This is a genomic window from Mesorhizobium sp. BR1-1-4, from assembly GCF_020165375.1.
In the GTDB taxonomy this organism is placed as follows: domain Bacteria; phylum Pseudomonadota; class Alphaproteobacteria; order Rhizobiales; family Rhizobiaceae; genus Mesorhizobium; species Mesorhizobium australicum.
In genome coordinates this window covers 408,085-431,821 of the sequence record NZ_JAIUIB010000005.1, presented here as the reverse complement: position 1 = coordinate 431,821, position 23,737 = coordinate 408,085, and the positions used below count along the sequence as shown (strand labels likewise).

General features: G+C 63.6%; 22 protein-coding genes and 2 tRNA genes. 17 read left to right on the top strand and 7 right to left on the bottom strand.

The window, feature by feature from the left end; all coding sequences use genetic code 11:
- Positions 1–114 precede the first annotated feature (114 nt).
- Entirely contained in the window at positions 115–1,038 is a 924-nt protein-coding gene (locus tag LB571_RS13815; protein WP_140714892.1) for a sugar kinase, read from the top strand.
- 5 nt (positions 1,039–1,043) lie between these two features.
- Here the strand turns inward: LB571_RS13815 and LB571_RS13810 are convergent, their stop codons facing one another.
- The 3 genes from LB571_RS13810 to LB571_RS13800 form a co-directional block, all read right to left on the bottom strand.
- On the bottom strand, positions 1,044–2,066 hold the full coding sequence (locus tag LB571_RS13810) for an aldose epimerase family protein (protein ID WP_140616499.1): 1,023 nt from the start codon (positions 2,064–2,066) through the stop codon (positions 1,044–1,046).
- A gap of 86 nt (positions 2,067–2,152) precedes the next feature.
- The gene (locus LB571_RS13805; protein ID WP_140661079.1) at positions 2,153–3,610 is read right to left on the bottom strand and encodes an NAD-dependent succinate-semialdehyde dehydrogenase; all 1,458 of its coding nucleotides are present in this window, start codon (positions 3,608–3,610) and stop codon (positions 2,153–2,155) included.
- A 183-nt stretch (positions 3,611–3,793) separates the two neighbouring features.
- Complete coding sequence (locus LB571_RS13800) at positions 3,794–4,744, bottom strand: AEC family transporter (RefSeq protein WP_224595102.1); 951 nt, start codon at positions 4,742–4,744, stop codon at positions 3,794–3,796.
- A gap of 439 nt (positions 4,745–5,183) precedes the next feature.
- On the opposite strand from LB571_RS13800, the gene LB571_RS13795 reads away from it, so the two are divergent.
- The 9 genes from LB571_RS13795 to LB571_RS13755 all read left to right on the top strand — a co-directional run bounded on the left by LB571_RS13795 (position 5,184) and on the right by LB571_RS13755 (position 12,795).
- Positions 5,184–5,732 carry a histidine phosphatase family protein gene (locus tag LB571_RS13795; protein WP_015317470.1) on the top strand — a complete coding sequence of 183 codons (549 nt, stop codon included), beginning with the start codon at positions 5,184–5,186 and terminating at the stop codon, positions 5,730–5,732.
- Positions 5,733–5,961: 229 nt separating this feature from the next.
- Positions 5,962–6,035, top strand: a tRNA-Tyr gene (locus tag LB571_RS13790).
- A gap of 1 nt (position 6,036) precedes the next feature.
- A tRNA-Met gene (locus LB571_RS13785) sits at positions 6,037–6,101 on the top strand.
- Between the two features lie 357 nt (positions 6,102–6,458).
- Positions 6,459–7,601, top strand: a complete 1,143-nt coding sequence (locus tag LB571_RS13780) for a slipin family protein (RefSeq protein WP_224595099.1) — start codon at positions 6,459–6,461, stop codon at positions 7,599–7,601.
- A 175-nt stretch (positions 7,602–7,776) separates the two neighbouring features.
- Positions 7,777–8,058, top strand: coding sequence for an acyl carrier protein (locus LB571_RS13775; protein ID WP_010909964.1), 282 nt, complete (start codon positions 7,777–7,779; stop codon positions 8,056–8,058).
- Positions 8,059–8,113: 55 nt separating this feature from the next.
- On the top strand, positions 8,114–9,304 hold the full coding sequence (locus LB571_RS13770; RefSeq protein ID WP_015317468.1) for a beta-ketoacyl-ACP synthase: 1,191 nt from the start codon (positions 8,114–8,116) through the stop codon (positions 9,302–9,304).
- Positions 9,305–9,348: 44 nt separating this feature from the next.
- Complete coding sequence (locus LB571_RS13765) at positions 9,349–10,620, top strand: beta-ketoacyl-ACP synthase (RefSeq protein WP_140822012.1); 1,272 nt, start codon at positions 9,349–9,351, stop codon at positions 10,618–10,620.
- Positions 10,621–10,656: 36 nt separating this feature from the next.
- Positions 10,657–11,685: a zinc-binding dehydrogenase gene (locus tag LB571_RS13760; protein WP_224523101.1), complete on the top strand. Its 1,029-nt coding sequence runs from the start codon at positions 10,657–10,659 to the stop codon at positions 11,683–11,685.
- Positions 11,686–11,811: 126 nt separating this feature from the next.
- The gene (locus LB571_RS13755) at positions 11,812–12,795 is read left to right on the top strand and encodes a lipid A biosynthesis lauroyl acyltransferase (RefSeq protein WP_224595095.1); all 984 of its coding nucleotides are present in this window, start codon (positions 11,812–11,814) and stop codon (positions 12,793–12,795) included.
- A gap of 66 nt (positions 12,796–12,861) precedes the next feature.
- On the opposite strand, the gene LB571_RS13750 is transcribed toward LB571_RS13755, so the two are convergent.
- Positions 12,862–13,290 (bottom strand): L,D-transpeptidase, encoded by a 429-nt coding sequence (locus LB571_RS13750; RefSeq protein WP_224595213.1) that lies wholly within the window; start codon positions 13,288–13,290, stop codon positions 12,862–12,864.
- 216 nt (positions 13,291–13,506) lie between these two features.
- Here LB571_RS13750 and LB571_RS13745 point away from each other — a divergent pair, with 216 nt between their 5' ends.
- From LB571_RS13745 to LB571_RS13725, 5 genes are all read left to right on the top strand, one after another.
- Positions 13,507–14,787 (top strand): acetylornithine deacetylase/succinyl-diaminopimelate desuccinylase family protein, encoded by a 1,281-nt coding sequence (locus tag LB571_RS13745; protein WP_224595093.1) that lies wholly within the window; start codon positions 13,507–13,509, stop codon positions 14,785–14,787.
- Positions 14,788–14,949: 162 nt separating this feature from the next.
- Positions 14,950–16,428 (top strand): ABC transporter substrate-binding protein, encoded by a 1,479-nt coding sequence (locus LB571_RS13740; RefSeq protein WP_224595092.1) that lies wholly within the window; start codon positions 14,950–14,952, stop codon positions 16,426–16,428.
- Positions 16,429–16,462: 34 nt separating this feature from the next.
- The gene (locus tag LB571_RS13735) at positions 16,463–17,410 is read left to right on the top strand and encodes an ABC transporter permease (RefSeq protein ID WP_140714876.1); all 948 of its coding nucleotides are present in this window, start codon (positions 16,463–16,465) and stop codon (positions 17,408–17,410) included.
- A complete protein-coding gene (locus LB571_RS13730; protein ID WP_140615978.1) occupies positions 17,407–18,276 on the top strand; it encodes an ABC transporter permease in 870 nt (289 codons plus the stop codon). Before LB571_RS13735 ends, LB571_RS13730 begins: the two co-directional genes overlap by 4 nt.
- Positions 18,273–19,895 carry an ABC transporter ATP-binding protein gene (locus tag LB571_RS13725; RefSeq protein WP_224595091.1) on the top strand — a complete coding sequence of 541 codons (1,623 nt, stop codon included), beginning with the start codon at positions 18,273–18,275 and terminating at the stop codon, positions 19,893–19,895. The genes LB571_RS13730 and LB571_RS13725 overlap by 4 nt, the downstream gene beginning before the upstream one ends.
- Before the next feature lie 16 nt (positions 19,896–19,911).
- Here the strand turns inward: LB571_RS13725 and LB571_RS13720 are convergent, their stop codons facing one another.
- On the bottom strand, positions 19,912–20,343 hold the full coding sequence (locus tag LB571_RS13720) for a TerB family tellurite resistance protein (RefSeq protein ID WP_015317458.1): 432 nt from the start codon (positions 20,341–20,343) through the stop codon (positions 19,912–19,914).
- Positions 20,344–20,457: 114 nt separating this feature from the next.
- On the opposite strand from LB571_RS13720, the gene LB571_RS13715 reads away from it, so the two are divergent.
- Positions 20,458–21,243: a TSUP family transporter gene (locus LB571_RS13715; protein WP_140724190.1), complete on the top strand. Its 786-nt coding sequence runs from the start codon at positions 20,458–20,460 to the stop codon at positions 21,241–21,243.
- 51 nt (positions 21,244–21,294) lie between these two features.
- On the top strand, positions 21,295–21,465 hold the full coding sequence (locus tag LB571_RS13710; protein ID WP_224595090.1) for a hypothetical protein: 171 nt from the start codon (positions 21,295–21,297) through the stop codon (positions 21,463–21,465).
- 164 nt (positions 21,466–21,629) lie between these two features.
- Here LB571_RS13710 and LB571_RS13705 read toward each other — a convergent pair whose 3' ends face one another.
- Both LB571_RS13705 and LB571_RS13700 read right to left on the bottom strand, forming a co-directional pair.
- A complete protein-coding gene (locus tag LB571_RS13705) occupies positions 21,630–23,105 on the bottom strand; it encodes a cobyric acid synthase (protein ID WP_224595089.1) in 1,476 nt (491 codons plus the stop codon).
- Positions 23,105–23,719, bottom strand: coding sequence for a dimethylsulfonioproprionate lyase family protein (locus LB571_RS13700; RefSeq protein ID WP_224595088.1), 615 nt, complete (start codon positions 23,717–23,719; stop codon positions 23,105–23,107). Before LB571_RS13700 ends, LB571_RS13705 begins: the two co-directional genes overlap by 1 nt.
- Between the last annotated feature and the right edge of the window lie 18 nt (positions 23,720–23,737).

The window sequence follows — 23,737 nt, the reverse complement described above, 5'->3', positions numbered from 1 at the left end:
GATCGCATCCCGCCAGCCTGTGGGAAAACGCTGTGGCGGAAAAAAGCCTGCTTGCCAAGCATGGCGCTGCGTTCGGCAAAAAGCTACAGCACCGAAAGCACTGGAGGATTGCAGATGGTGGGAAACGGCGTCGCCTCGATCGGCGAATGCATGCTGGAACTGTCGGGCCAGACCGGGCCGAACTGGCGCATGGGCTTTGCCGGCGACACGTTCAACACGCTGTGGGCGCTGCATGCCCTAAGCGCTGACCGGCCGGCAACCTATGTCTCGGCCTTCGGCGACGACCCTTTCTCGCAGGGCCAGATCGACTTCTTAGCCGAAAACGGCATCGGCATCGGCTCCAGTCCGGTCATACCGGGCGCGCGCCCCGGCCTCTATGCCATCGCGCTGACCGGCGCCGAGCGCTCCTTCACCTACTGGCGCGGCGACGCCGCCGCCAGGCAGCTCGCCTCGGACCCGGCGGCACTGGCGAAAAACCTGGAAAATCAGGCGCTTGTGTACTTCTCCGGAATCACTTTGGCAATTCTCGATGAGGCCGCGCGCCAGACGCTGCTGGCCGCAGTGGCAAAGGCGCGCGCGGCGGGCTCGCTGATTGCCTTCGATCCCAACTATCGGCCGCGGCTCTGGCGTAACCGCGAGGACGCGCAAGCAGCGATTGCCCGGGCGCTTGCGGTTACCGACATCGCGCTGCCGACGTTCCCGGACGAGCAGATGCTGTTCGGCGATGACACACCGCAGGCGACCGCCGAGCGCCTCGGGCAATTGGTCAAGGAGGTCGTGGTCAAGAACGGCGAGGCACCGGCGTTGATTGGCAAGGGTGGAGCGCTGCGGGAGGTCGCCGCAATCCACGTGCCTGCGCCCGTGGACACGACCGGTGCCGGCGATTCCTTCAACGGCGGCTATCTCGCCGCACGGCTTGGCGGGATTGCCCCGGCGGACGCTGTCCAGCGTGCGCACCGCGTCGCCGCCGCCGTCGTGCAGGTCCGCGGCGCATTGGCGCCGTTCGAGACGCTACGGGCGGCGTTCGGCCAGTCCTGAAAAAGTCAGCCCTGCCGGAACCGATATTCCGTCACGTGGTGGTAGATCGCGCCAGGCCATAGCGTCGCCTGCGGGAAATACGGCCGGTTCGGCGCGTCGGGCCATATCTGCGGCTCCAGACAGAAGCCGCTGAAGGCCTTGTAACCCCGCCCTTCCAGGCCGGTGCGTGGCGTCACATATTGCCCGGTATAAAGCTGGACGCCGGGCTCGGTGGTCCAGACTTCCATCTCGATGCCGGAACTCGCCCCTTGCACCCAAGCTGCCTGCTTGAGCGGACCGCGCGCCGCGGCCAGGCAGAAATTCTGGTCGTAGGGTAACTGTTCGCCCTCGGTCTCCATGCGCAGCGGCCGCGCCTGGCGAAAATCGAAGGGCGTGCCGTCGACCGGCTTGACCACGCCGGTCGGGATCATGTCGCCGTCGACAGGCAGATAGGCGCCGGCGTTCAGCATCATCCTATGGTCGAGAATGTCGCCGGCACCGCCATCGTCGAGGTTAAAATAGGAATGCTGGGTGAGATTGCACGGCGTCGGCTCCTCGCAGGTCGCCGTCAGTTCGACGCTGAGCGTGCCGGGAATTTTCAGCCGGTAGGTGCAGGTAACGTCGAGCGCTCCGGGAAAGCCCATCGCGCCATCGGGATCATGCAGCGTCAGCGTGACGAAGTCCCTGCCATGCAGCGAAACCGTCCATGGCCGGTGGGAATAGCCTTGCGAGCCGCCATGCAGCGTATGCTTGTCCAGGAAGTTGCGCTCGGTCTGATAGCGGTTGCCGCCAATTGTGAAACGAGCGTCGCCGATGCGGTTGGCGTAGCGCCCAACCACCGCCCCGAAGAAGGCAGTATCTGTCTCATACGCTTCCAGAGTGCTGTAGCCGAGAACCAGCGGCGCGTCATGCCCGGCCAGGCGCAGGTCCTGGACGATGGCGCCGAGCCCGATGATGTTGGCGGTGAGGCCGCCGCCCCTGATCGTGAAGCGGCGGACCGGTTCGCCTGCCTGCGTCGTGCCGAAAACCTCGCCGTCCTTCATCATCATGCCCGCAAACGTCAGTGGATCCAAAGGACTTCGGCTGGTTCTTCAGCCTCGAGGCAGGTGTACGAGCCTGCCTCCGGACTAGCCTATCAGAGGCCGAGGCCGCCGATGCACACATATTTGGTATCGAGGTAATCCTCGATGCCCTGATGTCCGCCTTCCTTGCCAAGTCCGGATTCCTTGACGCCCCCGAACGGTGCTTCAGGTGTGGTGATCAGCCCTTCATTGACGCCAACCATGCCGTATTTCAGGCCTTCCATGACCCGGAAGGCGCGGCCGAGATCGCCGGTGTAGAAGTAGCAGGCAAGGCCGAACTCCGTGTCGTTGGCGAGCGCCACGGCCTCTTCCTCGGTCTCGAACTTGAACACGGGTGCGACCGGCCCAAAAATCTCTTCCTTCATAAAGCGCATTTTCGGCGTCGCGTTGGCGATGACCGTCGGCTGGAAGAACGAACCGCCGAGCGCGTGGCGCTTGCCCCCGGCGACGACCTTGCCGCCCTTGGCCGTGGCGTCGGCGATCAGCTCCTCGACCTTCTCGACCGCCTTCTCGTCGATTAGCGGCCCCTGCTGGACGCCCTCTTCCAGGCCGGAACCAACCTTCAGCCCGTTGCTGGCCGCGGCGAGTTTCTCGACGAACTTGTCATAGACGCCGGCCTGGACCAGGAAGCGGTTAGTGCAGACGCAGGTCTGGCCGGAATTGCGATATTTGGCGGTGATCGCGCCGGCCACGGCACGCTCGATATCGGCGTCGTCGAAAACGATGAACGGCGCGTTGCCGCCGAGTTCCATCGATACCTTCTTGACGGTCACCGACGATTTCTGGATCAGGATCTTGCCGACCTCGGTCGAGCCGGTGAAGGTGATCTTCTTGACCAGCGGATTGGCGCAAATCTCGTCGCCGATCTCGCCGGCGGCGCCGGTCAGGATGTTGACGACGCCCTTGGGAAAGCCGACTTCCTCGGCAAGCGCCCCCCAGGCAAGGCCGGAATACGGCGTCTGCGAGGCCGGCTTGACGACAGCGGTGCAGCCCGCGGCAAGTGCGGGACCGAGCTTGCGGGCCAGCATCGAGGAGGGGAAATTCCACGGCGTGATGGCGGCGATGACACCGACTGGTTCTTTCGTCACCAGGATGCGGCGGTCCGCCCATGGCGAGGGCACGACATCGCCATAAGTGCGGCGGCCTTCTTCGGCGAACCACAGGATGTAGGCGGCAGCCGAACCGATCTCGCCCTTGGATTCGAACAGCGACTTGCCCTGCTCGATGGTGAGCAGTTCGGCCAGCACGTCCTGATTGTCCATCATCGCGTCATGAAGCTTGCGCAGCAGCTTCGAGCGCTCGAGCGCGGTCGTCTTGCGCCAGGTTTTGAAAGCTTCATCGGCGGCCTCGATGGCGCGGCGAGTTTCTGCCTTGCCCGACTTCGGTACGGTGCCGATCTTGAGGCCTGTAGCCGGATTGTTCACATCGACCGTCTGGCCGCTGTCGGCCTGCACCCATTCGCCGTTGATGAGATTGGCCTGCCGCATGAAATGGCTGGTTTTCTGAAGCATGGTCTGGCCTCCGTTCGGCGCTCACGGGCCGCTATCTGGATGTCTTCGGTAAAGCGCAGGCAGGGCCGCGCGCTGGAGCCATTGCTCTTAACCTAGGGAAAGCCCCGCAAGCAATCGCAAGATGGCATATAGGGGTTGGACCAGCACAAGACGAGAGCGCGTTGGCGTACGGCGTCGCCAACCTTATCCGAAAACATGCAGGACAACCGTCAGCCAGAAAGCGGTGGTGATCGCCGCGCAGGCCGTGGCGATGGTCATCTGGTTCGATGCCAGCGCCTGACCGGTGTTGAACTGCACCGCGATGAGATAGGAATTGATGCCGGAGGGCAGCGCCGCCACCACAACCGCCACCTTGGCGGTCAGGGGCGGCAGGCCGAGCAGCCAGACGAAGGCAAGAACCAGTGCCGGCATCAGGAACAGTTTGAGCGCCGAAAGCGCCAGCGCCGGCCGGACATTGCCTGATATCCCGAAGCGGCGCAGGCTGAGCCCCATGGCAAACAGCGCCACCGGCCCGGCCGTATCGGCCAATGCATCCACCAGGCGCATGGCGAGACCAGGCAGCGGCACGCCGCTGAGCCGCCATGCCAAGCCCAGGACAATGCCGATGATCAGCGGATTCATGAACAGCCGCCTGAGGAAACTTCTGATAACGCGCAAGGGATGCACGTGTTCGCCGCTGCCGCGCCCGAACATCTCGAACAGCACGATCGAAGCCATCATCATGATCGGCAGATGCACCGAGACCAGCAGCGACAGCACTTCGAAGCCGCTCGGACCGAATATGCCAAGGATGAAGGGAGCGCCGAGCAGCACGACGTTGGAGTAGGCAGACGACACCCCGCCGACGACCCCGGCGCGCGCATCGCGACCGAAGATCCGCGTGGTGACGACATGGCCGGCGGCCCAGGTGATCGCCACGGCGGTGAAATAGGCCCCCCATAGCGGCCATGGCGCCACGCCATGAAAATCGGCATTGACCATGGTCTGGAACAGGAGCAGCGGCATTGCCACCGAGACCGCGAAGTCGGATATCCCCTCGCCGCTCGCCGGTCTCAAATAGCCCGTGAGCCCGGCGAGATAGCCGAGCGCGACAAGACTGAAGACGAACAGGACGGTTTCGGTAAGCGGAGACATTTTTCAGGGATAGGCGAGCCACGGTCGCTGCGCAATCGCACCCGGTCATGCTGCTCGATGCCTGCCGCACCAATCCGTTTCCTGCCGATGCCATGGGTGCGGCGTGCGCCAACCCACTCGGCCGAGCCGATCGGAACTGGCGGGCTGGAACCGCAAGGCCAATGCGAGCCTCGGCACGGTGATCGGCTTCGCCGCGGAACCGACCGTTCGGCGATGTATGGCGTCGCTGGTGAAAACAGCCCTACGCGGCGGCTCTGCCGCATCATCTCGCGGCGATGAAGAAGTACCGAGTTCCGCTCGGTGATCGATCTGGTGAAGCAGCAGCTCGCTAAAAGGTGAGGCGCGAGACGTGGCTGACGCCCGGCTTGTCTTTGTGCCTGCTTTCCAATCCTTATATGCGAATGGTTGGAGCCCGACACGGGAGCATGGAAGGGTGGCGATGATCCGGTTAGCCTTGGCGTTGTTCCTGCTTGTCGTCCCCGCCGCCGCGCACGCGACGGACGCCGGCTGGGCGCTGCTGCGCGATGGCGGCCATGTCGTGCTGCTGCGCCACGCTATGGTCACCGGCACCACCGACCCGGCCAATTTCGACATCGGCAATTGCGCCACCCAGGTCAATCTGTCGGCGCGCGGCAAGCAGCAGGCAAGCAAGATCGGCGCCCTGTTTGCCGCCCGCGCGGCTCCCATCGAGCGCATTTTGTCCAGCCGCTATTGCCGCTGCCTCGACACCGCGCGCACCGCTTTCGAAGCCGAGCCGGAGCTGTTCGCACCGCTCGATCTCCTGAAGGGTGACGATGCGCAGAAAGCAGCGCAGATCGCCGCCATCATGAAGGAAATCCGCGCCTATTCCGGCTCCGACAATCTGGTCCTGGTCACCCATCTCGAAAACATCGTGGCGCTGACCGGCGTGTCGCCGCGCGAAGGCGAAGCAGTGGTGGTCGAGCCGCAAGGCGACGGCTTGCGCGTACTCGGCCGCGTCACCTTCTGAGACAACTGCTCCCGAACGCGGGCGCGGCAATGAGTGTTGCCGAAATGCCACCGCCGAAAGAAGCCGCGAATTCGACACGACAATGTCGCTTGCGACAACCCGTCGCAGGGGCTATAGGCGCGCTCCCGGTCACGAAAACCGAAGCGAGCACAACGGTTGGAGCTTTCGTCTCCGCCCGTGCAGACGGCTTTGCCGCCCTGTATACGGCGCCGCTTTGGGGATTGGGATCGCGGATGTAGCTCAACTGGGAGAGCGCCGGACATAATCCGGAGGTTGTGGGTTCGAGTCCCGTCGTCTGCACCACGGATAGCTCAGTTGGTAGAGCATCAGACTCATAATCTGATTGTCGAAGGTTCGATTCCTTCTCCATTGGCTCGATAAGCCAGCACCCTGCCAGGTGTTATCTGAAACGGTCCGGGGACTGGAATGCTGAAGACGTGACGGACGGCCGAGGCCTTCGGGCCAGAACGTATCGAAAAGTCCGATGCCATCGGCTCGCGGCCAGGCTCGCGGTGATGGTCAAGGCGCAGTGTCGCCGGCAAGGGAGGCTCGCCTCCGGCGCCCGCTTCGCTGCCCCGCGATCCGCTCCCGCAGGCCCGCCGCGCATCGATGCCACCAGTCCCCGGATCATTCGTGTCCGGAATTGGAAGTGAAACGAGAAACGAAGGGAAGATCGACGCATGACGTGACGCCTCGCATGGGGCCATGCCCGACAGGAGTAAGACAATGACTATTCTCGATACAGTTCTTGGGCGCGAGCGCGTCCTCGTTAGGGAAAACGAACGTGCCCTCACTCTCTACAAGGGGGAGATCAAGGCTGTCCTGCTGCCGGGTGAGCACTGGCTCGCCAACCGCAACCAGAGCCTTGAGGTGTCCCGGCACGATCTGAAGAGCCCGGAATTCGTTTCGGCGTACGAGAAGGCGTTGTTCGACAAGCTCCCGGACGTGGCCGCGCGTCATTTCACCGTCGTGCGCACCGGGCGCACGGAAGTTGCCGTCATCGAGCGTGACGGCAACCTGCATTCCGTGCAGGCCCCCGACCGTAAGCTGGTACTGTGGACCGATGCCGGACCGTGGAAGGTGACGGTGATCGACACCTCGGCCGATCTTGCCATCGATCCGGCTGTCATGCGCCGGCTCGGCCAGGCCCGGAAGGCGGAATTGATGTCCGTTCACCCGGTTGTCGACGGCCAGGCCGGGCTGCTGTTCATCGACGGTGTCCTTGTGCGGACGCTTGCCGCTGGCGTGCACGGCTTCTGGAACGTCGGACGGATGGTGCAGATCAAGGTCGTCGACCTCAAGCGCCAGCCGCTCGATGTCGCCGGGCAGGAAGTGCTGACCAGGGATCGCGTCACGATCCGCGTCAACATCGCGGCCGAATACCGGGTCATCGATCCGGTCAAGGCGGTGAGCGCGGTGAAGGACTTCTCCGAGGCCCTCTACCGCGCCCTGCAGTACGCGTTCCGCAAGACGCTGGGCGCGCTCACGCTCGACCAGATCCTCGAGAAGAAGGTGACGGTCGACGAGGAAGCGGCGGCCAAGGTCCGTGCCGACATGGCCGAGATCGGAGTCGAGGTCAGCGATATCTCGCTCAAGGATGTCATCCTGCCGGGTGAGATGCGCGAGATCCTCAACCATGTGGTTTCGGCCGAAAAGCAGGCCGAGGCCAACGTCATCCGCCGCCGCGAGGAGACGAACGCCACGCGTTCCCTGCTCAACACGGCCAAGGTGATGGCGGAGAACCCGGTGATGCTGCGGCTGAAGGAGCTCGAGGCTCTGGAAACCATCGCCGGCAAGGTCGAGCGACTGACCGTCCACAACGGAACGGGCGGGCTGCTGAACGACCTTGTCAAGCTCCGCGACAGCTGAGCTTACGTAGCGTCAACGGAAGGGCCGCCGGGGCGACCGGCGGCCCTTCTTGCGTTTCCTGGGCATCCTACCCATCTGCGCCCGGCTTAACAGGCCTTTTCCTGCCGGGAAAAACCGATTAGACAGCGCCCAAACGAATGCGGACAGATTCCGCCCGCAAAGAAGGAAAAGCCCCTTGTCTACAACGTTCGACAAAGTCGCCAAGATCATTGCCGACACCAGCGAGATCGATATCGACACCATCACGCCCGAGAGCCACACCATTGACGATCTCGGCATCGACAGCCTCGACTTCCTGGACATCGTGTTCGCCATCGACAAGGAATTCGGCATCAAGGTGCCGCTGGAAAAGTGGACCCAGGAAGTCAATGACGGCAAGGCTTCGACCGACGATTACTTCGTCATGAAGAACCTGTGCGCCAAGATCGACGCGCTGGTTGCCGCCAAGACCGCCTGAGGTCATCAGGGCGCGTGACTTGACGCGCTCCGTCACCTGACCCACAAAGCCGCTCATGAGCAGCCCCCACGACGTCGTCATCACAGGTATCGGCCTTGTTTCCTCGCTGGGGGAAGGTCCTGACGCCCATTGGCAAAAGCTGGCGCAACCGGGCCGGGAGCCGGTGCTCGAGGCCGGGCGCTTCGCGCCCTACACGGTTCATCCACTGCCCGAGATCGACTGGAACCTGCAGATCGCCAAGCGCGGCGATCAGCGGCAGATGGAGACATGGCAGAGGCTCGGCACCTATGCGGCGGGCCTCGCGCTCGACGACGCCGGCATCAAGGGCAATGACGAACTCTGCACCACCATGGACATGGTTGTGGCGGCCGGCGGCGGCGAGCGCGACGAAGCGGTCGACGCCGACATTCTAGCCGCTTCGGAAAACCGCAACGACCGCGGCGTGCTGCTCAACGAGAAGCTGACCACCGAATTGCGACCGACGCTTTTCCTGGCGCAGCTTTCCAATCTGCTCGCCGGCAACATCTCCATCGTCCACAAGGTGACCGGCTCGTCCAGGACCTTCATGGGCGAGGAAGGCGCTGGCGTCGCCGCCGTCGAGACGGCAGCCGCGCGCATTCGCTCCGGCCAGTCGACGCACATCCTGGTCGGCGGCGCCTTCCAGACGGAACATTCCGACATGCTGCTCGGCTACGAGCTGGCCGGTTACCTGCATCGCGGCCCGTGGAAGCCCGTCTGGCAAAGGCAGGGCGCCGAGGGCGGCGGCGTGGTCTCAGGTTCCGGCGGTGCCTTCCTGGTGCTTGAGCAGCGCGAACACGCGGCAAGCCGCGGACGCAAGATCTACGCTGAACTCGGCCCCGTCGTCTCCGGCCGCGCCAGGCGCGCGCGCGGAGAACTCGACGCCGAGATCGCTCTCCTGCTCAAACAGGCGCTGCTGCCGAACGGCAAGCTGCTCGCCATGTCGGGAGCATCGGGCGCGCATGCGGCAACATCGGCCGAAAAGGCGGCGCTCGACGCCAATCCGGCGATATCGGCGCGCGGTTTTACAACGTTGACCGGGCACATGAAGGAAGCGCAGTTTCCCTTCGCCGTAGCGCTGGCGGCACTCGCGGTCGACCGCAAGGCCGCCTACCCTGTCTTTGACGCCACGGCCGAAAAGCCGTTTGAAGGCATTCCCGCGAGCGTCCTTGCAACGGCGATCGGCTATCACCAATTCGAGGGCGTGGCGCTGGTCAACGCCGCTTGAGGCGGCGTCTGGCGAACGCACTGCAGAGATAAGAGGGCTCCCGGATGGCCAATTTCAGAGATCACATGGGCAGGCCCGTCGTTGCCGTTACCGGTATCGGGGTGGTGACCTCGCTCGGCGTCGGCAAATCAGACAATTGGGGCGCGCTGACCTCGGGCAAGTCGGGCATCCACCCGATCACCCGCTTCCCGGTCGATCACCTCAACACACGGATCTCCGGCATGGTCGATTTTCTGCCGTCGAGTTCCAGGGGGGCAAGCCTTCTCACCTATGAACTGGCGGAAACCGCGGCTCAGGAGGCTGTTGGCGAAGCCGGCCTGAATTCCGGCGATTTCGGAGGCCCTCTCTTCCTCGCCTCGCCGCCGGTCGAACTCGACTGGCACGATCGCTTTTCGCTCTACAATTCCGACAAGCAGGATTCCGGCGCCGAAAGGCTGCTGCGCGTGGCGCGCGGCCTGAAGGAACTCGATCTCTTCGAAACCACCCAGTTCGGCTCGATCGCCGACCGGCTCGCCAACCGGTTCGGCACGCGTGGCCTGCCGATCACGCTCTCGACGGCTTGCGCCTCCGGCGCCACCGCCATCCAGCTCGGCGTCGAGGCGATCCGCCGTGGCGAATGCGACCGGGCGCTGTCGATCGGCGCCGACGGCTCGGCGACCGCCGAGGCGCTGATCCGCTTCTCGCTGCTGTCGGCTCTCTCCACCCACAACGACAATCCGGAAAAGGCTTCCAAGCCGTTTTCCAAGGACCGTGACGGCTTCGTGTTGGCCGAGGGATCCGGCGCTCTGGTGCTGGAATCGCTGGAGGCGGCGCTTGCCCGTGGGGCCGCCGTTCTCGGCATCCTCAGCGGCTGTGGCGAAAAGGCCGACGATTTCCATCGCACGCGCTCCAAGCCGGATGGATCGCCGGCGATTGCCGCTGTCCGGGCCGCACTTGCGGATGCGGGTCTCGGCGAAGACGAGATCGACTATGTCAACGCACACGGCACCTCGACGCCGGAAAACGACAAGATGGAGCACCTGTCGCTGTCGACGGTGTTTGGCGAGCGCATCGGCTCGATGCCGATCTCGTCCAACAAGTCGATGATCGGCCACACGCTGTCGGCGGCGGGCGCGGTCGAAGCGGCGTTTTCGCTGATGACGATGCGCGAAAGCGTCATTCCTCCGACCATCAACTATGACAATCCTGACCCGGCGATCGTGCTCGACGTCGTGCCGAACAAGAAGCGCGATGCGCAGGTTCGCTCCGTTCTGTCGAACTCCTTCGGCTTTGGCGGCCAGAACACTTGCCTTGTCATGGCGCGGGAACCGGTCTAAGCGAGCCCTTTCCGCTTAACAGAACCGACAGGCTCCATGCGCGCACTGCAACTTATCGAGGACCGCCGCCTTGAAACGGTGGACCTGCCACCCCCGCCGCCTCCCGCGCTTGGCGAAGTGACGCTGCGCATCAAGGCGGTGGCGCTGAACCACATCGACGTCTGGGGCTGGCGCGGCATGGCCTTCGCCAAGCGCAAGCTGCCGCTGGTCGTGGGTGCCGAGGCCTCCGGCGAGGTAGAGGCGGTCGGTCCCGGCGTTTCCAGCCTGCTGCCCGGACAATTGGTATCGATCTACGGCGCGCGCACCTGCGGCCTCTGTCGTGCCTGCCGCGAAGGCCGCGACAATCTGTGCGAGCATGTTTCGGGCGTTCACGGCTTCCATCTCGACGGTTTCGCGCAGGAGAAGATCAACCTGCCGGCGCGCCTGCTGGTCCCCGCCCCGCCCGGTGTAACCGATATCGGGGCTGCCGTGGCGCCCGTTACCTTCGGCACCGTCGAGCACATGCTGTTCGACAATGCCAGGCTGCAGCCCGGTGAGACGATCCTCGTCCATGCCGGCGGATCCGGCATCGGCTCGGCGGCCATCCAGCTGGCCAAGCGGATGGGCTGCACGATCATCACCACGGTCGGCTCGAACGACAAGATCGACAAGGCCAAGGCGCTCGGCGCCGACCATGTCATCAACTACCGCGACGATCGTTTCGAGGGCGTCGTGCGCAAGCTGACGAAGAAGAAAGGCGTCGACGTGGTGTTCGAGCATGTGGGCACCGACACCTTTGCCGGTTCGATGCTGTGCCTGAAGCGCGGCGGTCGCCTTGTGACCTGCGGTTCGACCTCCGGCGTGTCGACGCAGATCAACCTGATGCAGCTCTTCCAGCAGCAGTTGAAACTGCTCGGATCCTTCGGTTGCCGGATGGAGAACATGGCCAACGCCATGCAGAAGATGGCCGCTGGACAGGTCGCTCCGGTGATCGACACCGAGGTCGGCTTCGACGATATCGATGCCGCGCTGAAGCGCATGGAAGGCCGCGACGTTTTCGGCAAGATCATCCTGCGCGTCGCCTAGAGTCGGATGATTTCAGGTCGAATTGACCTGAAATCTGAATCCGCCTCTAAATCAAGGAATAGAGCATGATGTCATCCGAAAACCGCTTCACACTTTTCGGCATCATGCTCTAGAGCCTCGATTTCCGTGCTCAAGAAGCTTCGCCGCGATCTGAAATTTCGCTATGGCAGACAATTGCGCCAGGTGAATTACTGGTTTGTTGCGCGTCTCGCGATGGTCATCATGTCGCTGCTGCGCCTGCTGCCGGTCGACAGCGCGCTGAATTTTGCCGACCGCACCGCACGCCTCATCGGTCCAAGGGTCGGACGCCACCAGGTCGCCCTCGACAATCTGCGCAAGGCCTATCCGGAAAAGAGCGAGGACGAAATCCGGGCCATCGCCTCCGACATGTGGGGCAACATGGCCCGCCTTGCCGCTGAATACATCTTCCTCGACGCCCTGTTCGACTATGATCCAGCGGCCGGAAAGTCCGGCCGTATCGAGGTCAAGGGAACAGAGCATTTCGTGGAGATCGCGGCCGAGAAGCAGCCGCACATCGTCTTCACCGGCCATCTCGGCAATTTCGAGCTGCTGCCGGTGGCGGCCGCGACCTTCGGCATGAACATCACGGCGCTGTTTCGGCCGCCCAACAACCCCTACCTCGCCGACTACATCCTTTCGACAAGGCGATCGACCATGGGAGGCTTGCTGCCTTCGATGGCCGGTGCCTCGTTCGCGCTGGCGGGGGTGTTGGAGAATGGCGGCAATATCGGCGTTCTCGTCGACCAGAAATTCTCCAACGGCCTGGACACGACCTTCTTCGGCCGTCCCTGCCAGAGCAACCGCGTGCTCGGCACCCTTGCCCGCCACTATGACTGCGACGTCTATCCGGCGCGTTGTATCAGGTTGCCGGGCAACCGCTTCCGGCTCGAGATCGAGGACAAGCTGGTCCTGCCGCGCACCGCCGACGGCAGCGTCGATGTCCACGCCACCACCCAGATGCTGAATGACGTCGTCGAGCGCTGGGTCCGAGAGGATCCAGGCCAATGGATGTGGTTCCACAAAAGGTGGGAGATCAGCAAGTGGCGGCGAAAAAACCGCACCAAGCCGGCTCCCGTCTCAAACAACTGAACAAGCCGCTGGCGGGAACGTGCGTTCCTCCGCCAGCAAGCAAAGTATCAACAAATCGCCAATTGCCTAATTGGTGACGACAATGCGCGTATTGCCGAAGCCCACTTCGCGGACCATCGAATAGAAGGCCGCGGCATTGGCCGTATGCAGCCTTACGCAGCCATGCGAAGCCGGACGGCCGAGCTGCCTGACGGCGCCCGATCCATGGATGGCATAGCCGCCACGGAAGAACACCGAGTACGGCATCGGCGACATGTCGTACTTGCGCGAATACCACATCCGCGCCGTGCGCTGCGGCCGGTAGGTGCCGCGCGGCGTGAAATAGCCCGGACGGGCGGTCGAGACAGCCCACCGATAGACAGAATCGCCATAACGAACCGTCATTGTCTGCGACGACACGTCGATGTTCGCCACCAATGTGGCCGCCTGACTTGCGGCCGATGCGCCAAACAGCGCGACGACCAATACTGCTGCCTTGAGAAATGACATTTTCATGCGATCAAACCCCTTTGATTGCCCTTGCCTGCTCGCCATCACGTTGTTTTTCACCTTTTTAATGGCGGTGAACAGATAACACACCGTCTTTGACCAATTCGCCAATCCAAAGCAGTGAATTTGAACGATTTCCCGCGATAGTTGCCACAACGACACGTTGCACGGGTTTGATCGACGGGCTTGCAAAACCACTGGGATCGCTGCTCAACTCGCGGCATGAACGGGCGACTCCTCAAGGCAATCGACATCAGGCGCGACGAGTTGGTGGCGCTGACCGCCGACCTGATCCGCTTTCCGACCATAAATCCACCCGGTGAAGCCTACGGGCCATGCGCCCACTATATCGGTGCGCGGCTAAGGAAGAGCGGCTTCGAGACCGAGTTCATCCGCGCCGACGGCACGCCCGGCGACACCGATCGCTATCCGCGCATCAATGTCGTTGCGCGGTTTGATGGACGGTCACCTGGTGCCTGCGTCCATTTCAATTCGCATATCGACGTTGTCGAAGCCGGCGAGGGCTGGACCGTCGATCCGTTCGCCGGCATCGTCGGGGATGGCAAGGTCTATGGACGCGGCGCCTGCGACATGAAGGGCGGCCTCGCCGCATCCATCATCGCTGTCGAAGCCTTTTTGGAAGTCTTTCCCGATTTTCCCGGCGCCATCGAGATCTCGGGAACGGTCGATGAGGAATCCGGCGGCTTCGGCGGCGTCGCCCATCTGGCCGGGCTCGGCTATTTCTCGAAACCCAGGGTCGATCACGTCATCATTCCCGAGCCTCTCAACAAGGACCGCATCTGCCTCGGCCATCGCGGCGTCTGGTGGGCGGAGATCGAGACCAAGGGTGAAATCGCGCACGGCTCGATGCCGTTTCTCGGCGACAATGCGGTGCGCCATATGGGCGCGGTGCTGCAGGCATTCGAGGGCGAACTGTTCCCGGCACTCGACCTCAAGGTCACGCGCATGCCGGTGGTGCCGGAAGGCGCCAGGCGCTCGACCATGAACATCAATTCCATTCATGGCGGCCAGACCGAGGATTTCCGCCCTGGCCTGCCCTCCCCCAACGTGCCCGATTCCTGCCGTCTGACCATCGACCGCCGCTTCCTTCTCGAGGAGGATCTGGCCACGGTCAAAGCCGAAGTGACCGGCATTCTCGACCGGCTGAAGCGCGAGCGCAAAAAATTCGACTACGAGATCCGCGATCTGATGGAAGTACCGCCGCTGATGACCGAGCGCGACGCGCCCGTCGTCAAGGCGGTGGCGCAAGGCATTCATGCGATCTTCGACCGCGAGCCCGACTACGTCATTTCGCCCGGCACCTACGACCAGAAGCACATCGCCCGCATCGGGCATATCTACGACTGCGTCGCCTATGGCCCGGGCATTCTCGACCTCGCCCATCGGCCGGACGAGTGGGTTGGCATATCGGACATGGTGGAATCGGCCAAGGTGATGGCGATCGGGCTCAACGTGCTGCTGCGCGGCACGGCCACGGGATAACCCCTGCATCGCGATAAGCTTCGGCCCGCCGACAGGGCTGGCACGACAAAAACATTCCCAGCCATCCTGCCTGGCAGCACGAAACGCAATTTACTCCCACGCGAAATCACGCTTCTATCGCCCGGCTTGAGCACGTGTCCTGAACGCATGGGGAGTTGCACGATGAGATTGTGGAAAACCATTCTGGCCGCCGCGGTTCTCGCATTGGCCGCAGGAACCTCCGCCTTTGCGGCCCGAACCGACCTGGTCATCGGCATTCCGCTCGAACCGCCGCATCTCGACCCAACCGCTGGTGCCGCGGCGGCGATCAAGGAAGTGCTCTACGCCAATGTCTTCGAGGGCCTGACCCGGATCGGACCCAATGGCGAAGTGCTGCCGGATCTGGCGGAAAGCTGGACCATTTCCGATGACGGCAAGGTCTACACCTTCAAGCTGCACACCGGCGTCAAATTCCACGACGGCGCCGATTTCAGCGCCGATGACGTGAAATTCTCGCTCGACCGTGCCCGCGCCGACAATTCGGTCAACGCGCAGAAGGGCCTGTTCGCGGCCATCGACAAGGTCGATGTCATCGATCCGGCGACGGTGAACGTCACGCTGAAAAACCCGCAAGGATCCTTCCTTTACAATATGGGCTGGGGCGACGCGGTGATGGTGTCGCCGAAATCCGCCGCCACCAACAAGGAAAACCCGGTTGGCACCGGCCCGTTCAAGTTCCAGAACTGGGCCAAGGGATCATCGATCACGCTGGTCAAATCTGGCCATTACTGGGGCGCTCCGGTGTTCCTCGACAAGGTCGAGTTCCGCATCGTGCCCGATGCCGCGGCCTATGTGCCGGCCCTTTTGTCCGGCGACATCCAGGCCTTCCCCTTCTTCGATCCCGACAGCCTCGCACAGGTCAAGGACGATCCGCGTTTCAAGGTGGTGATCGGTTCGACCGAAGGCGAGACCATCCTCTCGATCAACAACAAGAAGCTACCTTTCGACAAGCTGCAGGTCAGGCAGGCGATCTCCTACGCGCTCGACCGCAAGGCGATCATCGACGGCGCCTCAGCCGGCCTTGGCCTGCCGATCGGCTCGCATATGTCGCCGGCGAACAAGGACTATGTCGACCTCACCGGCCTCTATCCACACAATGTCGACAAGGCCAAGGAACTGCTGAAAGAAGCCGGGCTGGAGAACGGCTTCAAGGCAACGCTGAAACTGCCGCCGCCCAGCTATGCACGGCTCGGTGGCGAGATCATCGCCTCGCAACTTCGCGATGTCGGCATCAACCTGGAGATTATCCCGGTCGAATGGGCGCAGTGGCTGGACCAGGTGTTCACCAAGAAGGATTACGACCTGACCATCGTCTCCCACACCGAGCCCAACGACATCGATATCTATGCGCGCAAGGACTATTACTTCAACTACGACAATCCGACCTTCGACAAGGTGATCGCCGACCTCAACCTCACCTCCGACGAGGCCAAGCGCAAGGAACTGCTTGGCGAGGCCCAGAAGATCCTGGCCGACGACGCCGTGGTCGGCTTCCTCTACGAATTGCCCAAGGTCGGTGTCTGGGACGCCAAGCTGCAAGGCCTGTGGGAAAATGCGCCGATCCAGGCCAATGACCTGACCAAGGTGAAGTGGAGCGAGTGAGATTCGTGGTGCGCGCGCCACTCCCTCGCCTTCCATGAGCGCCTACCTCCTCAAGCGCCTCGCCGTCGCTTTAGCCACGCTGGTGCTTGCCTCGATGGTGGTGTTCTCCGTGCTGGAGATCCTCCCCGGCGATCCGGCGCGGCTGATGCTGGGCATGAACGCCAGTGCCGACCAAGTGGAACTCTTGCGCAACCAGATGGGCCTCAACGCGCCGATCGTACTGCGCTATCTGCACTGGGCCGGCGGCTTGCTCACCCTCGATTTCGGCCGCTCCTATACCTACTCGGTCCCGGTCATCGATCTCGTGCGTGAACGGCTGGCCGTCTCGCTGCCGCTGGCGCTGATCGCGCTCGCGCTCTCCACCTTGATCGCCATTCCGGTCGGCCTGTTTTCGGCCAGCCGGCGCGGACGGGCCGGCGATACGATTTCAATGGGCGTCGCGCAGCTTGGCGTTGCCGTGCCCAATTTCTGGTTCGCGCTGATGCTGATCTATGTCTTCGCCGTCTGGCTGCGTCTGGTCCCGGCCGGTGGTTTTCCTGGTTGGGGCGCCGGCGCCTGGCCGGCACTGAAATCGCTGCTGTTGCCGGCGGTGGCGCTTGCCTTGCCGCAAGCGGCGATCCTGGCGCGCGTCACCCGCTCGGCGCTGATCGAGGTGCTCAACGAGGATTACATCCGCACCGCCCGCGCCAAGGGCCTGCCCTATCGAGCCGTGCTGTGGCGGCACGCGCTACGCAACGCCATGATCCCGGTGCTGACCATCCTTGGCCTGCAGTTCGCCTTCCTGCTCGCCGGCACCATCATCATCGAAAATGTCTTCTATTTGCCCGGACTCGGCCGGCTGGTGTTCCAGGCGATCACCCAGCGCGACCTGATCGTCGTCGAGAGCGTCGTCATGCTGCTGGTCGCCGCCGTCATTGCCGTCAACCTCGTCGTCGACCTTTCCTATGCGGTGGTCGATCCCCGCCTGAGGACCCGGCAATGACGCTGCGCATCGACATCCCCGACGAGACGTTCCGCGGCATCCTGGCCAAGGCGTTTGGGAACACCGCTTTCGTTACCGGTTTCGTCATCACCGTGCTGATCCTGGCGATGGCTGTCGTCTCCTATGTCTGGACACCCTTCGATGTGACGAGGCTCGTCATAGCGGACAAGACGCAAGGTCCCTCGCTGGCGCACTGGTTCGGCACCGACCATTTCGGCCGCGATATCCTGTCGATGATCATGGTTGGCGCCCGCAACTCGATCGCCGTGGCGCTGGTCGCCGTCGGGATCGGCATGGGTGTCGGCGTGCCGCTTGGCGCCTTCGCCGCCGCGCGCGGCGGCCTCGCCGACGAGGCGCTGATGCGCATCAACGACCTCGTCTTCGCGTTCCCCGCGCTGCTGTCGGCCATCATGATAACAGCCATCTTCGGGCCGGGCGCCGTCAACGCGATCATAGCCATCGGTATCTTCAACATTCCGGTGTTCGCCCGCGTCGCCCGCGCCGGTGCGCTGGCCGTCTGGCCGCGCGAATTCATCCTCGCCGCGCGCGCCGCCGGCAAGAGCAGCACGCAGATATCGATCGAACACGTGCTGCCCAACATCGCCACGCTGCTCCTCGTGCAGGGCACAATCCAGTTCGCGCTGGGCATCCTGGCCGAAGCTGGGCTTTCCTATCTCGGCCTCGGCGCTCAGCCCCCAATGCCGAGCTGGGGCCGCATGCTGTTCGACGCCCAGACGCGCATGGTGGTGGCGCCGTGGATGGCGATCTTCCCCGGCATGGCGATCGTCGTCACCGTGCTCGGCCTGAATCTTCTGGGCGACGGCATCGCCGACATTCTCGACCCGAAGTCGCGGCGGCAGCGATGAGCCTGCTCGAAGTCGATAATCTGTCGCTGGTCATCGGCGACACACAGATCCTGAAAGACATGGAGCTCTCCGTCGCGCCCGGCGAAGTGATGGGGCTGGTCGGCGAATCCGGCTCCGGCAAATCGATGACCGCGCTGACGGTGATGCGGCTCCTGCCCCATGCCGCACGCGCCACCGGGCGCATTACATTCGACGGCATCGATATTCTCGGCGCGACCGAGGACCAGATGTGTGCCTTGCGCGGCGACGACATCGGCATGGTTTTCCAGGAGCCGATGACGGCGCTCAATCCGGTCAAGACGATCGGCGAACAAGTCGCCGAAGGCATACGCTGGCACACCAGGGCAAGCCGTGCCGACGCCGAGGAGCGGGCGCGAAAAATGCTCGACCGCGTCGGCCTGCCCGAAGCGAAATTCCCGCTGTCGCGCTATCCGCACGAATTGTCGGGCGGCCAGCGCCAGCGCGTCGTCATCGCCATCGCCTGCGCGCTGAAGCCGAAGCTGCTGATCGCCGACGAGCCGACGACGGCGCTCGACGTGGTGCTGCAGGCACAGATCCTCGACCTCCTGCGCGATCTCGTGGCGGAGAACCGCATGGGTCTGCTGCTGGTCTCGCATGATCTCGCTGTCGTAACGGAGATGGCCGACCGCATCACCATCCTGCGCCATGGCGAGGTGATGGACGCCGGCGACACGGCGCGTACGCTCTCGGAACAGTTCCATCCCTATACGCGCCAGCTGGCGCAGGCCTCGATGCATGTTCCGGCGCGCGCCAAGCCTCATCGTGTCGGGATGGACCAACCCTTGCTGCAGGTTGAGGGCGTCAGCCGCGACTACCCCGGCCGCCGCATCGCGCTGTTCAGGCGCGCGCCCGACATACGTGCGGTCGACGATGTCTCCCTGTCGATGGCGCCGGGCCAGTCGGTGGCGCTGGTCGGCCGCTCCGGCTGCGGCAAGTCGACCCTTGCCCGCATGATCCTGGCGTTGGACCGGCCGAGTTCGGGCGTGATCCGCTTTCGCGGCGAACCCATCACCGGCAGGAGCGAGGCCGAGCTGAAGCCGGCCAGGCGCGATATGCAGGTTGTCTTCCAGGACCCCTACGGCTCCTTCGATCCGCGCCAGAAGGTCGAAAAACTGGTCGCCGAACCCCTGCATGTCCTGGAGAAAAAACCGACGCGCGCCGAGCGCCGCGAGATGGTGGCGCATGCGCTGCACGAGGTCGGCCTCGACGAACGCGACATGCACAAATATCCGCACGAATTTTCCGGCGGCCAGCGCCAACGCCTGTCGATCGCCCGCGCCATCATCACGCGCCCCAGGCTTGTCGTCGCCGACGAGCCGGTCTCGGCGCTCGATGTTTCGATTCGTGCACAGATCCTGGACCTCTTCGCCGGACTCAACCGGAAACTCGGCATCGCCTATCTCTTCATCACTCATGACCTGGCCGTCGCCCGCGCCATCACGGATGAGGTGCTTGTCATGCATGACGGCAAGATCGTCGAGCGCGGCAGGACGAGCGAAGTGCTCGATCAGCCACAATCAGAGGCGGCCAAGGCGCTTGTCGCTGCGGCGCCGGATCTGCGCCGGGCGATCGCGAAACGGATGCAGGAACAAGGGTGAGTTGCCGATCCGCCCGCTACTCTTCCGGCTTCACCACATCGACCGGGCTGATGTCGAGCAAATCGAGCGTGCGGCGCAACAGGCGCACCTCGGTCTCGGCCAGTTGCGAATCCGCCTTGGCGATTTCCGCCATGTGCTGCGCCAATTGCTTGCGCCGCCCGACGTCGAGGTCGCGAAACAGCGCGATCGCCTGCGAGCCGTTGGTCTCGTAGCCGAATTCGTTGAGATATTCGATGACCGCGTCGATGCTGGTTTCCGGAATGCCGAAAGCATCCTTGCAGATGCGCCGGAAGGCGATCATCTCGCTCTCGCTCACGGTGCCATCGGCCAGGATCATCCGGAACAGCATCAGCAGTTCCGCCGACAGGACGGGATCGTCCGCGACCTTGCGCACGCCCGGGTCGCCGTCGAAGATCGAGCGTATCTGGTCCAGCAATGCGAATGCCATGAACGGCCCCTTTCCGATTCCTCGTCAACAGAATTAGCGCGGAATCGGCCTTGCGCAAACGGGGTGGCCGTGGTCGAACGCGCGCTGCAGCCGACGGACATCTCGACATATCAGATGATCGACCTCACCGCCCAGACCATCGCCATGCTCGCTTTCGCCGCCTTTGCCGCGGGCTTTGTCGATTCGATTGCCGGCGGCGGCGGGCTGATCACCATTCCGGCGCTGCTGCTCGCCGGTTTTTCGCCGGTCGAGGCGCTTGGAACCAACAAGCTGCAAGGCATGTTCGGCTCCGGGTCGGCGACGATCCACTACGCCTCGAAAGGCCATGTCGACCTGCGCCGGCAGTTGCCATCGGCGCTGCTTGCCCTCGCCGGCGGCGCCATCGGCGCACTGCTGGCCACGGTCGTGCCCGGCGACCTGTTACGCGCGGCCCTGCCGCTGGTGCTGATTGCCATTGCGCTCTACTTCGCGCTCAAGCCCAACATGAACGATGTCGACCGGGCCGAGCGCCTGTCGCCCTTCCTGTTCGGCGTGACCGTGGTGCCGGCCATCGGGTTCTATGATGGCGTATTCGGGCCGGGCGCCGGTTCCTTCTACATGCTGGCCTTCGTGACGCTCGCCGGCTACGGCGTGCTCAAGGCAACGGCGCACACCAAACTGCTCAATTTCGCCTCCAACATCGGCGGCTTCATCATCTTTGCCGCTGTCGGCGTCATCTCATGGAAGATTGGCCTGATGATGGGCGTCGCCCAGTTCCTCGGCGCCCGCGTTGGCGCGAGCTTGGCCATGCGTATCGGCGCCAAGCTGATCAAGCCGCTGCTGGTCATTGTCTGCGTGGCTCTGGCGGTGAAGCTGCTGGCCGATCCGGCCAACCCGTTGCGTGTCATGATTGGTCTGTGATCACGCGCCTGTTACAGTGCTGATGTTCGAATCATGTTGGAGGAGCCAGACATGAATGTCAGCGCGCCTACCCAGATTGTTTTCATCATCTCCGTTGTCATCGCCATCATCGGCATTCTTGCCGCGCTTGGCGTCCTTGCGTTCATTCCGATCGCATCGGTGTGGATTGTTCTTATCGCCTACATCGTGCTGGCCGCCGGCTGCCTGATGCGCGGCGCCTGACAAGTTTCCCTCGACAAGCGGGGACTGAGAGTGCCCGGCCAAGCCGGGCGTTTTTGATTCTACGGGCTCTGCTAGATTCGCTTGGCGGAAGGATGGGCAATGCCAATCGAGATGTCTGGTCGTTCGGCACGTACTGGCCGAAGGCCAGCGAGAAGGCCCGACCTTCAACGCGCCAGCGAAAAAATCGCGTCGCAGTCGAGATGGGTCTCCAGCTCGGCCGCGACTTCGTCCAGCGCCCGCTCGACTTCGGCACGATAGTCGAGGCCACCGCCCTTGATGCCTAGGCTTTCGAGGAATTTCCCGCGAAAGCCGTCGGCGCCGAACAGGCCATGCATGTAAGTGCCGATCACCTTGCCGTCCGCCGAGATCGCGCCATCCTCGGCGCCATTGATGATCGCCGACGGGCGCCTGGTGTCCGGACCCGTGGTGCGGCCGAGGTGGATTTCGTAGCCTTCGAGCGGCAGATCGAACGGTACCGAGCGGGCGGTGACATTGCGCACAGTCTTTTCCGGCTCCATCACCGTCTCGACATCGAGCAGGCCGAGCCCCTCGGCTTCCGTGACGGAACCTTCGATGCCGTCGGGATCGCGTACCATGCGGCCGAGCATCTGGAACCCGCCGCAGATGCCGACGACATGGCCGCCGCGCTTGCGGTGCGCCGCAAGATCCCGATCCCAACCATTCTCGCGAAACTTCAGGAGATCGCCGATCGTCGACTTGGAGCCGGGAATGACCACCAGCCCGGCATCGGCCGGCAGCTTCTTTCCCGGCGGCACGAACACCACTTCGACCTGCGGTTCGGCCTTGAGCGGGTCGAGATCGTCGAAATTCGCAATGCGGCCAAGCATCGGCACCGCCACCTTGAGCGCGCGCGCCTCGCCGGATGCCAGCCGCTCCAGCACCACGGAATCTTCCGAGGGTAGCCGTGCCGCGGCCTTCAGCCACGGCACGACGCCGAAACAGCGCCAGTCGGTGAACTTCTCGATCGCCTTGATGCCGTCATCGAACAGCGAGACATCGCCCCGGAACTTGTTGATGAGATAGCCGACGATCATGCGCCGGTCTTCTTCCGGCAGGATCAGATGCGTGCCCGCGACCGAGGCGATGACGCCACCGCGATCGATGTCGCCGACCAGCACCACCGGCACATCGGCGCGCGTGGCAAAGCCCATATTGGCGATATCGCGGCTGCGGAGGTTGATTTCGGCCGGCGAGCCGGCGCCCTCCACGATGACGAGGTCGGCGCCCTCGCCGACCTTGCCCCAGGACTCCAGCACTGCATCCATCAGCCGGCCCTTCAGCGCCTGGTAGTCGCGCGCCCGCGCCTCGCCGAACACCTTGCCCTGGACGATGACCTGCGCGCCGACATCGGTCTGCGGCTTGAGCAGCACCGGGTTCATATGCACCGATGGCGGCACGCCGCAGGCGATCGCCTGCAGCCATTGCGCGCGGCCGATCTCGCCGCCACCATGGTTGTTGTCGCCGGGGATATCGGCGACGGCGGCGTTGTTCGACATGTTCTGCGGCTTGAATGGCCGCACCTTCAGGCCACGCTTTTTCGCGGCGCGGCAAAGACCTGCGACCAGCACCGTCTTGCCGACATCCGACCCTGTGCCTTGCAGCATGATTGCCCTGGCCATCAGCCTCTGACCTGCGTCGCGGTGCCGGTGATCGTGGATTTTTGCGCCAACGGCCCGCCGCGCCAGATATAGAGCGCCAGCAGCGGCTCCTTGCCCGTTCGCATGGCATGGTTGACGTTGGAGGCATGGTGGACGACCTCGCCGGCCTCCCGCCTGCGAAAACCGCTTTCGCCCATGCGCCATTCCGTACCGCCAGTCAGCGGAATATAGATTTCCTCGGCGACGTGATGATGGTCGGGGTAGACGATCCCGGGTCCAAGAATCAGCAGCCCGGCGGCAGCCTCTTCGTTGACGAAGTGCCCACGCGTGCCGAAGATTTCCAGCCAGCCGTAATTGTCGATGAAGGCCCTGCCGAAATCAGCCTCGGTGTAGGTCTGTCCCCAATGCAGTTCGTTGCGCTGCTCGGCCAGCAATCGCACCAGCGGCCTCGCATCCGGCGGTGCCAGTCCGGCCGCGCGATCAAGATGGCGCAGGCAGCCAAGCGCATGCGGCTCCAACTTTCGGGCCGGCATGTCCCAACCTATGCGTGCCACGGCGTCGCGCACCAGAGCGTCATCGACGGAAGCGAGATAGGCGTGGAACTTTTCCAGCAGCTTATCGAATTTTGTCGTCACATCTTGCTCCGGGCATGC